General features: G+C 29.5%; 8 protein-coding genes. All 8 read left to right on the top strand.

Features of this window, described 5'->3' with window-relative positions; translation table 11 throughout:
- Nucleotides 1-48 precede the first annotated feature (48 nt).
- Nucleotides 49-528 (top strand): 5-(carboxyamino)imidazole ribonucleotide mutase, encoded by a 480-nt coding sequence (gene purE / locus I6E31_00140; protein MCF2638371.1) that lies wholly within the window; start codon nt 49-51, stop codon nt 526-528.
- Between the two features lie 93 nt (nt 529-621).
- Nucleotides 622-2,022: an amidophosphoribosyltransferase gene (locus I6E31_00135; GenBank protein MCF2638370.1), complete on the top strand. Its 1,401-nt coding sequence runs from the start codon at nt 622-624 to the stop codon at nt 2,020-2,022.
- Nucleotides 2,023-2,120: 98 nt separating this feature from the next.
- Nucleotides 2,121-3,122 (top strand): phosphoribosylformylglycinamidine cyclo-ligase, encoded by a 1,002-nt coding sequence (locus tag I6E31_00130; GenBank protein ID MCF2638369.1) that lies wholly within the window; start codon nt 2,121-2,123, stop codon nt 3,120-3,122.
- The gene (locus I6E31_00125; GenBank protein ID MCF2638368.1) at nt 3,110-3,688 is read left to right on the top strand and encodes a phosphoribosylglycinamide formyltransferase; all 579 of its coding nucleotides are present in this window, start codon (nt 3,110-3,112) and stop codon (nt 3,686-3,688) included. Before I6E31_00130 ends, I6E31_00125 begins: the two co-directional genes overlap by 13 nt.
- A 15-nt stretch (nt 3,689-3,703) precedes the next feature.
- The gene (purH, locus tag I6E31_00120) at nt 3,704-5,206 is read left to right on the top strand and encodes a bifunctional phosphoribosylaminoimidazolecarboxamide formyltransferase/IMP cyclohydrolase (GenBank protein MCF2638367.1); all 1,503 of its coding nucleotides are present in this window, start codon (nt 3,704-3,706) and stop codon (nt 5,204-5,206) included.
- 27 nt (nt 5,207-5,233) lie between these two features.
- Nucleotides 5,234-6,487, top strand: a complete 1,254-nt coding sequence (gene purD, locus I6E31_00115) for a phosphoribosylamine--glycine ligase (protein MCF2638366.1) — start codon at nt 5,234-5,236, stop codon at nt 6,485-6,487.
- A 236-nt stretch (nt 6,488-6,723) separates the two neighbouring features.
- Complete coding sequence (locus tag I6E31_00110) at nt 6,724-9,393, top strand: PD-(D/E)XK nuclease family protein (protein ID MCF2638365.1); 2,670 nt, start codon at nt 6,724-6,726, stop codon at nt 9,391-9,393.
- On the top strand, nt 9,390-12,485 hold the full coding sequence (locus I6E31_00105; protein MCF2638364.1) for a UvrD-helicase domain-containing protein: 3,096 nt from the start codon (nt 9,390-9,392) through the stop codon (nt 12,483-12,485). The genes I6E31_00110 and I6E31_00105 overlap by 4 nt, the downstream gene beginning before the upstream one ends.
- Nucleotides 12,486-12,513: the final 28 nt, after the last annotated feature.

Raw genomic sequence — 12,513 nt, 5'->3', positions numbered from 1 at the left:
CAGATATATAAAATTTATTTAATTATATTTTGGAGGAGAAAATATCAGATGAAAGTTGCTATAATCTTTGGAAGTAAATCAGATACAGAAAAAATGAGAGGAGCTGCAAACTGTTTGAAAGAGTTTGGAATTGAGTATTCTGCACATGTTCTTTCAGCACACAGAGTTCCAGAAAAATTAGAAGAAACATTGGAAATGTTAGAAAATACAGGATATGAAGTAATAATAGCAGGAGCAGGACTTGCTGCACATCTTCCAGGTGTTATAGCTTCTAAAACTGTACTTCCTGTAATTGGAGTACCTATTGAAGCTGCTTTTGATGGAATGGATGCATTATTATCAATAGTACAAATGCCTAAATCTATACCAGTAGCAACAGTTGGAGTAAATAACTCATATAATGCTGGAATGTTAGCAGTACAAATGTTATCTTTAAAATCACCAGAATTAAAAGCAAAACTTGTTCAATTTAGAAAAGATATGAAAGCTAAATTTATAGCTGATAACGAAGGTGGAGTAGATCTATAAGAATAGATTTAATGGGTTTGTTTGTATGAAAATTTAATATATTTAGACTAAATTTAAAGCTTAGATATAAAAATCGGAGGAGTAAGAAATAAAATGATTTGTACTGAAGAGATGTTAGCTAAAGACAAGATGGAAGAGGAATGTGGAGTATTCGGAATTTACTGTAAAGAAAATAAAGAAGTTTCACAAATGTGTTACTATGCAATGTATGCTCTACAACATAGAGGACAAGAAAGTGCAGGAATTACAGTTTTAAATGATGGAAAACTTTCTAGTTACAAGGGAATGGGACTTACAGCTGATGTATTTACAGAGGAAATATTAAATCAATTACAAGGAAATGCAGCTATTGCTCATGTGAGATACTCTTCTTTCAAAGATAATAAAATAGAGAATGCACAACCTATAGAAAGTAGATTTAAATTAGGACAAATAGCAGTTGCTCACAATGGAAATTTAACAAACAGTAAGGTAATTAGAGAACTTTTAGAAGATGGAGGAGCTACATTTACTTCAACATCTGACTCTGAAGTAGTTATTAAAATGATAGCTAGAAAAGCTGCTGATGGTTTAGAAGAAGCTATAAAAGCAGCAGTTTCAGCAGTAAAAGGTGCTTATGCCTTTGTAATGTTAGCAGATAAAAAACTTATAGGAATAAGAGATCCATATGGAATTAGACCTCTATGTATTGGAACAAATGAAGCTGGAGATTATTTCTTAGCTTCTGAATCATGTGCAATAGATGCTATCGGAGGACACATTGTAAGAGATGTTGAAGCTGGAGAGATGGTAATTATTGATGATAATGGAATTAAATCTATCAAATTTGCTGAAAATAAAAATATAGCTCCTTGCTCATTTGAACACATCTATTTTGCAAGACCTGATAGTACAATAGATGGTATCAATGTATATCAAGCTAGAGTTGAAGCTGGAAAATTATTAGCAAAACAATGTAAAGTAGAAGCTGATATAGTAATTGGAGTTCCTGATTCAGGAGTACCAGCAGCTATTGGATATGCAGAAGAAAGTGGAATCCCTTATGCTATGGGACTTATTAAAAATAAATATATAGCTAGAACATTTATTAAACCTGTTCAAAGCTTAAGAGAACAAGCTGTAATGGTAAAACTTAACCCATTAAGAATTCAACTTGAAGGAAAAAGAGTTGTAGTAGTAGATGACTCTCTAGTAAGAGGAACTACAAGTAAAATTCTTATTGAAATTATAAGAAGAGCTGGAGCAAAAGAAGTTCACTTTAGATCAGCATCTCCAGCAGTTATGCACCCTTGTTTCTATGGAGTAGATATTGCTCATAGAAAAGAACTTATTGCAGCTAGAATGTCTGTTGAAGAGATAAGACAAGAGATAAATGCAGACACATTAGATTATCTATCATTAGATAATATGTTAACATCTCTAAAGAGTAATAACTTCTGTGTAGGATGTTTCAATGGAGTATATCCAATGAGTACACCTGCTGAAGAGGAATAAAAAATTAATTTAAACAAAAGTTAGAAATATTTGTATATTGTATAAAAAAATTGTAAAATTAAGATAGTAACTAAAAAAATTCGTTTGGGAGGAAGAAAATGGCAATTTCTTATAAAGAAGCTGGAGTAGATAAAGAAGAAGGATACAGAGCAGTAGAATTAATGAAAAAGGCAGTAGCAAAAACTCAAAATAACCATGTATTAAATGGACTTGGAAGTTTTGGTGCTATGTATGAATTAGGAAAATATGAAAACCCTGTTTTAGTATCAGGAACTGACGGAGTAGGAACAAAATTAGAAGTAGCTCTTACTTCAAAAAAATATGATACAGTAGGAATTGACGCAGTAGCAATGTGTGTAAATGACGTACTATGCCACGGAGCACAACCAATATTTTTCCTTGACTATTTAGCTTGTGGAAAATTAGATGCAGAAGTAGCTGCTGAATTAGTTTCAGGAGTTGCAGAAGGATGTTATCAAGCAGGAGCTGCTTTAATCGGTGGAGAAACTGCTGAAATGCCTGGATTCTATAAAGTAGGAGATTATGATATAGCTGGATTCTGTGTAGGAGCAGTTGAAAAATCTAAAATAGTAAATGGAAGCACTACAACTGAAGGAGATATCCTTATAGCTATCCCATCTTCAGGAGTTCACAGCAATGGATTCTCATTAGTAAGAAAAGTTATTACTGACTATACAAAAGAATATAATGGAAAACCTATTAGTGAAACACTATTAACACCAACAAAAATTTATGTTAAAGCTGTAATGTCAGTTCTTGAAAAATTCAATGTTAAAGGAATGGCTCATATAACAGGTGGAGGACTTCCTGAAAACTTACCAAGAACAATAAGTGAAGGACATCAACCAGTAGTATTTAAAGATAAAGTAAGAGTACTTGATATCTTCAAATATATCCAAAAAGAAGGTGGAATTGCTGAAGATGAAATGTACGGAACATTCAACATGGGAGTTGGATTTGTACTTGTAGTAGCTCCTGAAGATAAAGATGGAGTTATAGCTGAACTTGCAAAACATGGAGAAGAAGCATATGAAATAGGATATGTTCAAAAGGGAGATAAAGGTTTATGTTTAAGATAGCAGTAATGGTATCAGGTGGAGGAAGTAATCTTCAATCTATAATAGATAAAAGTAAAAGTGGAGAACTTAACTGCGAGATAGTTTGTGTTATTGGAGATAGACCATGTTATGGAGTGGAAAGAGCAGCAGAAGCAGGAATAGAAAGTTGTGTAATAGATAGAAAAGTCTATAAAAAAGAACTTTGTAAAGAGATAGATAAGGTACTTTCTACAAAGGGAGTAGAACTTATAGTTCTAGCTGGATTCCTTTCTATAATTGATGAGGAGTTTGTAAATAAATGGAAGGGTAGAATAATTAATATTCACCCTTCACTACTTCCAAAATTTGGTGGTCCTGGAATGTATGGTATAAAAGTACATGAAGCAGTTCTTGCAGCAGGAGAAAAGGAAAGTGGTTGCACAGTTCACTATGTAGATACTGGAGTGGACAGTGGAGAGATAATTTTACAAGTAAAAGTACCAGTATTAGAAGGGGACACTCCTGAAGTACTACAAAAGAGAGTTCTTGTAGAGGAGCATAAACTTCTACCAAATTCAATAGCTAAAATAATATCTGAAAGACAATAAAGGAGATAGTTTTTTATGAAAAGAGCATTAATATCAGTTTTTGATAAAAATGGTGTATTAGATTTTGCTAATTTCTTAGTAAAACATGGAGTAGAAATAATTTCAACTGGAGGAACATATAAACATCTTAAAGAAAATGGAGTGCCTGTTATAGAAGTTGCTGAAGTAACTGGAGCACCTGAAATGTTAGATGGTAGAGTAAAAACTTTACATCCAGTAATTCACGGAGGAATCCTTGCTATAAGAGATAATGCTGAGCATATGGCAACTATTAAAGAAAGAGGAATATCTACTATTGATATGGTAGTAGTTAACCTATATCCATTCTTTAAAAAAGTAAATGAAGATCTTACATTTGAAGAAAAAGTAGAGTTTATTGATATTGGAGGACCTACAATGTTAAGATCTGCTGCTAAATCTTTCAAAGATGTAGTAGTAATCAGTGATACTGCTGACTATGAAACAGTTATGAAAGAGATGGAAGCTGGAGAAGTTACTTTTGAAACTAGAAAAAGACTTGCAGGAAAAGTATTTAACTTAACTTCTGCTTATGATGCAGCTATTTCTCAATTCCTATTAGGAGATGAAATGCCTAAATACTTAAATGCATCTTATGAAAAAGTAATGGATTTAAGATATGGAGAAAACCCTCATCAAAAAGCTGCTTACTATGTATCAACTACAGATACTGGAGCTATGAAAGATTTCGAACAACTAAATGGAAAAGAACTTTCTTTCAACAACTTAAGAGATATGGATGTAGCTTGGAGAACTGTATGCGAATTTACAGAACCAGCTTGTTGTGGACTTAAACACTCAACTCCATGTGGAGCTGCTATAGCTGACAATGTATATGATGCATATGTTAAAGCTTATGAATGCGACCCAGTATCTATATTTGGAGGAATAGTAGCATTAAATAAAACTGTTGATGAAGCAACTGCTAAAGAAATGGTTAAAATATTCCTAGAAATAGTTATCGCTCCTGATTTCACACCAGAAGCACTAGAAGTTTTAAAAACTAAGAAAAACCTAAGAGTTATTAAATGTCACCACACTCCACAAGATAAGATCAATATGGTTAAAGTTGATGGAGGACTTTTAGTTCAAGATGAAGATTTAAGCTTCTCAACTAATTATGAAGCAGTAACTGAAAAAGCTCCTACTGCTGAAGAGATGGAAAACTTAATTTTCGGAATGAAAATAGTAAAACATGTTAAATCAAATGCTATTGTAGTAGTAAAAGATAAAATGGCTGTAGGAATTGGAAATGGAGAAACAAACAGAATATGGCCAACTCAACAAGCTATTGAAAGAGCTGGAGAAAGAATAGAAGGAGCTATCCTTGCTTCTGACGCATTCTTCCCATTTAGAGATGTTGTAGATACTTGTGCTAAAGCTGGAATTAAAGCTATAATTCAACCAGGTGGATCTATTAGAGATAAAGAATCTATTGATGCTTGTAACGAACATGGAATCTCAATGGTATTCACAGGAATGAGACATTTCAAACACTAATATTAAATAAAGGGGAGATATTGAGATATGAAAATATTGGTAGTTGGTAGTGGTGGAAGAGAACATGCTATCTGCTGGAAAGTAAGTCAAAATGAGAAAGTAGAAAAAGTATTTTGTGCACCTGGAAATGGTGGAACAGCAATGCTTCCTAAAGGTGAAAATGTAAATATAAAAGGGATAGATGAACTTTTAGAGTTTGCATTAAAAGAAAAAATAGATTTAACAATCGTTGGAAGTGAAGAACTTCTAGTAGATGGTATAGTTGATAGATTCCAAGAAAAAGGTTTAAAAATATTTGGACCAGATAAAAAAGCTGCTCTACTTGAAGGATCAAAAGCTTATGCTAAAGACTTTATGAAAAAATATGGAGTTAAAACAGCTGCTTACGAAGTATTTACTGAAGTAGATAAAGCTAAAGAATATATAAAAACTTGTGAATTTCCATTAGTTGTAAAAGCTAGTGGACTTGCAGCAGGAAAAGGAGTTTTAATCTGCCAAAACTTAGAAGAAGCTTTAAAAGCTGTTGATGAAATAATGGTAGATAAAGTATTCAGTGCTGCTGGAGAAAAGATAGTTGTTGAAGAGTTCCTTGATGGAGTAGAAGCTTCTATACTATCAGTAACAGATTCTAAAGTTATACTTCCATTTATCTCTGCTAAAGATCACAAAAAAATAGGAGAGAAAGAAACTGGACTTAATACAGGAGGAATGGGGACAATAGCTCCTAACCCTTATGTAACTAAAGAGGTTTATGATGCCTTTATAAATGGAATTATGAATCCTACATTAGAAGGAATCAAAGCTGAAGGAATGAACTTCGCTGGTGTTATCTTCTTTGGACTTATGATTACAGATAGAGGAGTTTATCTTCTTGAATATAATATGAGAATGGGAGATCCTGAAACTCAAGTTGTATTACCTCTTCTTGAATCAGACTTTATTGAACTACTTGAAAGTGGTTTAAAAGGTGATTTAGCTAATGCAGATGTTAAATGGAGTAACAAGTCAGCTTGTTGTGTTGTATTAGCATCAGGAGGATATCCAGAAGCTTACAATAAAGGTTATGAGATAACTGGAATTGATAAAGTTGACAATATGGTATTTGTTGCTGGAGCAAAAGCTGAAGATGGAAAACTTCTAACAAGTGGAGGAAGAGTTCTTAATGTTGTAGCAGTTGGAGACAACCTTGAAGATGCTAGAGCTAAAGCTTATGCAGATGCTGAAAAAATAGACTTTACAGGTAAATATTGTAGAAAAGATATAGGTGTTCTATATAGATAATTAAGTAATTGGTGCTATAAACTGATTGGTGGTTTATAGCACCATTTTTTTGTTTATTTTAAAAGATTACTCTAATTTTTTACATAAAAAAATGTTATAATGAGATAAAGCAGTTTCGATACAAGATTAAGTTTATTTAGTAGAAATAAACTTGTTTTTAAAGATAAAAAAGTTTGAGAAAATCTAAAATAAATTAATCTTAGTCAGTATCAGATCTTTCATTTTAGGAGGTAACCTTGATAAATTTTAGATATATAGGATATGGAACAAGTTTTATAGTTGAATATTCAGGTAAAAAAAATATACAAAAAGATTATCTATATATTTTTAGTGACAATAGAATGAAATCTATCTTTTCTAAAAAGATGAGATGGAATTTTTTCAGCGAGCAACCTACTCTTTTAACCTTTAATGAGTTAAAAGAGCAGATTTTTTATACAGATAAAATAGTATTAAAAGAAGCTAAGAGAATTTTAGCCTTTTATACATCACTTCCAAAGGATATAAAAGAGGAGTTAGGGATAAAATCATACTATGATGTTATTGATTTTGCCAATGATTTTTTTGAGTATTATAGAGAGATAAAAATTAATAAAGTTGATAAAGTGGAGAATGTACAAAACTGGCAAGAAAGATATTTTTTACACTTTGAAAAGATAAAAGAGTCTTTTGATCAGCTTTTGGAAAAATATAATTATATCCCTAGTGATTGGATTGAAGATTTACAATATTATAAGAAAGATTTTTTTGATAGATTTAGCAAGATAATTTTTGTGGATATTGTTGAGTTTGAAAAGGTGTATAGAGATATAATTGTGGATTTAGGAGAAGAAAAAGAAGTGGAGATAGCTCTACAAATGGAGAAAGGTAGTTTTGATGAGGAAAATTTAAAATTTAAAGAAACTATTTTACCAGAAACTTCCCCAAGTAATATATTTATATATCAATCTAAAGATGAATTAGAAGAGAGCATGAGTCTTATATATCTTCTTAAAGAGAAAGCTAAAAAGGGAGAATTCTATTCCCCTGCTCCTGAAAACAATGAATTTTTCAATCTATTTCCATTTTATTTTGGAAAATCTCAAGCTGTGACAATGAATGATACAAAGTTATATGCTTTTTTAAATGTTCAATTAAATCTTTTATTGAATATGGAAGAAAAGTTAGGAGAAACATATAATCTTTTAGAATTTGAAAAAGCCTTTGAAAATAGAGCCTTTAAAGAGTATTATTCTCTAACTGAAGATGATATAAGATTGATAAAGAGAATCTCATCAAATTTCTATCAATATATCTCTTTGGATATTTTACATAGCAATGAGGTTCAATATCTTATTGGTGAGGATATTGGATTTACAAAAAAATTAGAAAAGATATTCAAAGATTTTAGTAGTATCTTAAAATTAAAAAGTGTAGATGAGTTATATAACTACTTTAAAAATGAGATATCTCTTGAAAAATTTATCCAAAAAGAGTATGGAGATGTTTTTGAAAAATTCTTTGAAATCTTTGGAATAATGAAAGAGAATGAAAATATGAGTATACATAAAAGTTTTAAATCATATTTTGATGGTAACTTAGGTATAGCTCTTTTAAAGCTGACTATTCAATATATGAAGGATATTGTAGTAACTTCTAATGAGAAAGTTGATTCTGAAAGAGTTATTATAAAAAATATTGAATCTGCTCTCTATGCCAATGAAACAAAACATCTATTTAGAGATCAAGGAAGATTTAGTAAAACAAACTTTTTTATAGATATTACAAGTGATTTGATGCCTGGAAATATCAAAGATAATCTTATTTTTACTGAAAAGCAGAGAAAAGAGCTAAATCTTACAACTAAAGAGGAAAAAAGAGAAGTTAAAAAATATAGATTTTTCCAAATGTTATTTACAAATAAAAATAGTGTTATCTTCACTAAAAAGAACGAAGATAAGGGAATTGATATATCTCCATTTATAGATGAGCTATGTATAAAATATGATCTGAAAATCAACAGTGCTCCTATTGAACTTAATAAAAGTATTGAGATATTAAAAAAATCTATTCCAAGCTCTCTTATAGGAAACTTAGAGTTTAAAAAAGGGGAGTTTTCTAAAGAGGAAAACGATTTTAAAGATAATAGATTGAATATAGGAGCTTATGACTATGATAACCTTGTAAAATGTCCATTAAAATTTTATTTTCAAAAATTGGCTCAATTGATTCCAGAAAAAGATTCAGAGGTTGATTATCTAAATAAACAATTTTTAGGAACAATGGTACATAAAATTTTAGAAAATATAGTTAGAGATATTTGGAAGGATGTTCTATCTAAGGGAATTTATGAAATAGATAGAGAGATAATAGTTGAGGCTATAAATAGAGAGATAAAAAATAATAGATCTAAAATTCTAGTGCAGATGGATATGTATCTTCAAGAGATTCTTATCCCACTATTAAGTGAAAATATTGAGATCTTCTTTAAAAAATTAGCATCAAAATATAAAAATATAAGTATAAGAAGATTTCAAGGGGAGAAAGATGCAGGGAAAAACACACCTTTTATTCAAGATAAAATTGATGTTTATTTAAGAGGAAAGGCAGATTTAGTAATAGAAAGTGACATTGGAAATGAGATTATAGACTATAAAACTGGTGGCTCTAAAGAGACACAATTAGATTATTATTCTATTATCTTATTTGGAGATGAAACTAGAGCAGAGAAATCTATTTTTAATGTTATAAAAGGTGAAATAAAGATAGCTGAAAAGATAGAGTTGACTAAAGAGGAGTTAAAAGAAAATATTTTAGAGTTTATAGATAATCCTTTTTATATTAGAAGTGAGAAAAAAAATGTTTGTGAAATTAATGGGAATATTTGTGAGTATATTGATATTTGTGGAAAGAAGAGGGATTTATGAAAAATAGATTGATATTAAAAGCAAGTGCAGGAACAGGAAAAACATATAGATTATCCCTTGAATATGTAGCCTCTCTTTGTTGTGGAAATGATTTTAAAGATATTTTAGTAATGACTTTTACTAAAAAAGCAACTGCTGAGATAAAAGATAGAATACTGAAATTTTTAAAGCAATTAAAGGAGAATGGAAAAGAGGCAAAGGAGTTAAGGGAAAATATTTTAAAACTTTACCCTGAGATAGATTTTAATCAAAGTAAGATTGAGAAAATCTATGAAGAGGTTGTTCAAAATAGAGATAAACTTAGAATATACACAATAGATGCCTTTACTAATCTAATTTTTAAAAAGGCTATTGCTCCATATTTAAAAATATACTCTTATGAGATTATTGATGAGGAAGAAAATAAAAAAACTATTTTTAAAATATTGGATAAACTTTTTACTATTAAAGAGGATTTTGCAAAGTTTAAAGAGTTTTTAAAAGATAATACAGAAAGAGATATAGATAATTATATTGATTTAATAGATAAACTTTTAAGCCATAGATGGAAAATAATAGTTTTAGGTGATAAATTAAATATAAAAAGAAAGCCTTTTCAAGTAAAAAGCAACTTTAATATTATGGAGAATCTTTTAGAAATAGTTGGATCTGTGGCAACTGAAAAGAAAGAGCCAATAGAAGCTTTTATTGCTAAAAGAGCTAAATCTTATTTTCTATTAGAAAGTGAGTTGAAAAAAGAAAAGTTTTTATTAGATAAGTTTAAAGAGTTATTAGAAGGAAATATTTGGGATGGAAGAAAGATAACTAAAAAAAATAAAAGAGTAGATGATCTTAATTATCTACAAGAGGAGTTAAGATTAAATCTTGCTAAAACTCTGTTTAATGAAAAAATTATCCCATATGAAGAGAAACTCCTTCAAGTTATTAATAGAATCTATGAAATTTATGATGAGATAAAATTCAAAGAGCAAAGATTTACATTTTCAGATATAAGTAACTACACATTTAAATATATTAGAGATAAAAATCTAAATTTTGTTGATGAAAATGGAGTTACTGATGATTTTTTTGATATTATTGATGGAAAGATAAAAACTATATTTATAGATGAGTTCCAAGATACAAGTATATTACAATGGAAAATTTTAAAGGATATTATAGATAAAAGCGAAAATGTAATATGTGTAGGAGATGAAAAACAGAGTATCTATGGTTGGAGAGGTGGAGAGAAAAACCTCTTTGAAAATCTTGAAAAGATAATAGATGGAGAAGTTGAAAATCTAAATACTTGTTATAGAAGTGAAGAGAATGTAGTTATGTTCTATAATAAATTTTTTAAAACTCTATCTGAAAAAAGTGAAGAGAGTAGTAAAAAGTGGGAATTTCTAGAGGTAAATCCTAAAAATCAAAACCAAAAAGGACATATTGAAATTTTGACTAAGGATTTATTAGAAGATTTAGAAGATAAGGAAGAAAAAGAAAATATAAGTGTTATTGATAAGATAATAGAAAAAATTCAACTTGACTTCAATGGAGTTTATGAGGGAATAGGAATTTTAGCTAGACAGAATAAAGAGTTAGATTTGATAGAAAAGAAATTAATTGAGGCAAATATCCCATTTGTTGTTGATTCAAATGTCAATGTAATTGAAAGTAGAGGAATCAAAGGGATATATTATTTGATAAAATATCTAGTGAAAAATGATTACCTATCTCTACTTAATTTTTTACGTTGTGATCTTGTGAATATCTCTGCTGATTCTTTAAAACATCTAGTTAAAGAGAGAGAAGATATAGAAAATTGGTTGTTAGATTACTCTTCAGAGATAAATTTAAATGATGAAGAGAGAGAAGTTTTGGAGATAGTCAAAGAACTTAAAGATAAATATAATGCTAATGATGGAGAGACATATTTTTTGACTTATGATATTCTTCAAAAATTGGGAGTTACAGAGAGATTTTCTAGTAAGGGAGATATTTCAAATCTGTACTCTTTCTATAAGATTATTAAAAGTTATAGATATTTTGATGAGTTTTTAAGTGAGTTTGAAGATCAAAAAAATAGTTCAAAGTTTAAGAAAATAGTATTGAAAGATGAAAATAGTGTAAATCTGATGACTATCCATAAATCTAAAGGACTTGAGTTTGATACACTTTTCTATTACTATAATCCTAAAACAAGTCAAAACAATATACCTAAAGTAATTTTTTATTTTATAATGGATAACAAATATGAAGAGGCAAAAGAGTTTCTATTAACAAATACCAAATTTAACTATATTTTAAAAATTTTATCAAGTGAGTTTGGATATTTAGAGGAGAACAGAATAAAAGAGGAGCATGAGGAGATAAATAATCTCTATGTTGCTTTGACAAGACCTAAAAATAATATCTATATAGCTCTTGAAAAATATGATAAGAACTCTACTAAAGATGAAAATAATTACAATTTAGATATAATTAATTGTGAAAAAGAGTTTAGAGATAAGGATATAATTTTTACTGAAGTTCAATCTAAAGATAAAAATGATAAGAGGGAAACTTTTGAACTTAATCTTTCCACTCCTGAGGCATCATATCCAAAGGGAGAAGAGAGCATATTTAAAGATAGAGAGAAAATATATTCTCACTCTCTTCAAAATGAAATTAAAAGATTGAAGGGGACAGTTGTTCACTATTTCCTTGAGAATTTGATCTATGCAACTTCTGAAGAGATTGAAAGAGCTAAAAAATTGACTTTTGCTAAGTTTGCATCAAACTTAGGAGAAAAGGGGATAGCTGAAATTCTATCTGAAAAAAATATTGAGTATATTTTAAATAAGAAAAAAGAGATCTTCTCTAAAGAGTGGGATAAAATCTATCCTGAATATGAGATCTATACAGAGGATGAAACTTTTAGAATAGATAGATTGATGATAAAAGAGGCAAGAGAAGGAGAAAAGGGTTGTGTTTATATAGTTGATTATAAAACTGGAGAGATAAACGAGGAGCAACTTGCTAACTATAAAGCTATTATTGAAAATCTTTTAGAGAGATTGGGAAAAGAAAATGAGTATGAAGTTATTACAGAGTTTATAGAATATAAATTATAAAATAAATTGCTCTTTTTTTATTACTTTT

This window comes from Fusobacterium varium (assembly GCA_021531615.1).
GTDB lineage: Bacteria > Fusobacteriota > Fusobacteriia > Fusobacteriales > Fusobacteriaceae > Fusobacterium_A > Fusobacterium_A varium_C.
This window is presented reverse-complemented; position numbering and strand designations above follow the sequence as displayed.